Source organism: Ruminococcus sp. AM31-15AC, assembly GCF_003462045.1.
In the GTDB taxonomy this organism is placed as follows: Bacteria; Bacillota; Clostridia; order Oscillospirales; family Ruminococcaceae; genus Hominimerdicola; species Hominimerdicola aceti.
Map to the genome: position 1 here is coordinate 1 of NZ_QTYG01000118.1, position 1318 is coordinate 1318.

Here is a 1318-nt window from a genome sequence, read left to right on the forward strand (position 1 = left end):
AGCGTCCCTTTGGGGATGCACAGCTCATCTGCTGCTGCCTTGGTGCCAATCTCCTTTGCGAGCTTTATTGCCTGCTTTTTAAACTCTTCATCATATTGTTTTCCTGTTCCCATTGATGACACACTCCTTTGTTTTTATTATACTTTGATTGTTTTGTATGTGTCAAGTTTTATTATACAGGATTATTATCGTAACAAGCCGCTACCTAAAAAGCGGTACACAGAAAAGTAAAAACAAGCGCAGAAACTACACAAAGTACATCGCAACCCGTGAAACAGTTGAAGTCCGTGACCAAAACATTATGGATAGAAATGATAACGCTACAAAGAATCAAGAACAGCTTTTAAACGATCTGCTTTCAGATTTTCCCGAAGCTAAAAAATATTTGGAATATGAGGACTACACTGTGAACCCTACTGTAGAAAACGCTTCGGAACTAATCAGTACGATCATTGAGCGTAACGCTGACGTCATTGGTAATCGTCAGAATTTTGTCGGTTACATGGCTATGCGTCCGGGAGTTCAGAAAAGAGGTTCTCATGGTCTTTTCAATGAAAAAGATGAACCGATAATTCTTGACAGGGTAGCTAACGAAATAGCAAATCACAAAGGCAATGTCTGGTCCCACGTAATTTCACTTCGTCGTGAAGATGCAATTAGACTTGGTTACGATAATTCGGAAGCGTGGCGGCAGCTTGTTATGCGTCACATTTCAGATATTGCAAAAAATCAGAAAATTTCATTATGCAATTTAAAATGGTACGCCGCATTTCATGACACTACTCATCATCCGCATATTCATCTGCTTGTTTATTCCGAAAATACAAAGGAAGGATTCTTAACAAACGAGGGAATTAATAAGATTCGTTCTAATCCTGTATAATAAAACTTGACACATAAAAAACAATCAAAGTATAATAAAAACAAAGGAGTGTGTCATCAATGGGAACAGGAAAACAATATGATGAAGAGTTTAAAAAGCAGGCAATAAAGCTCGCAAAGGAGATTGGCACCAAGGCAGCAGCAGATGAGCTGTGCATCCCCAAAGGTACGCTGGGGACATGGGTGCAAAAGGCGCGGATCGGGGAAATAGACACAGGTGCAGGCTCACGTACACCGGGAGAGTCACTTACTATCGCACAGCAGCTCCAGGCAGCGAACAAACGGATAAAAGAACTTGAAAAGAAAAACCGAGAGCTTGAAGAACTGAATGAATTTCTGGAGGAAGCATCTGCTTTTTTCGCCGCGAACCGTCGGAAGTCAGGAAAGAAGAACGGTTAAAGTTCATTTCCAAAAAGACTGATGACGGTAGGATCAC

Annotated in this window: 2 protein-coding genes; both read left to right on the plus strand. The window is 40.8% G+C overall.

The genetic code is table 11. The features are described from left to right. Window positions 1-157 precede the first annotated feature (157 nt). Window positions 158-883, plus strand: a complete 726-nt coding sequence (mobP3, locus tag DW793_RS14240) for a MobP3 family relaxase (RefSeq protein WP_118158540.1) — start codon at window positions 158-160, stop codon at window positions 881-883. Window positions 884-942: 59 nt separating this feature from the next. Then, the gene (locus DW793_RS14245) at window positions 943-1281 is read left to right on the plus strand and encodes a transposase (RefSeq protein WP_117563483.1); all 339 of its coding nucleotides are present in this window, start codon (window positions 943-945) and stop codon (window positions 1279-1281) included. The last annotated feature ends 37 nt before the right edge of the window (window positions 1282-1318 follow it).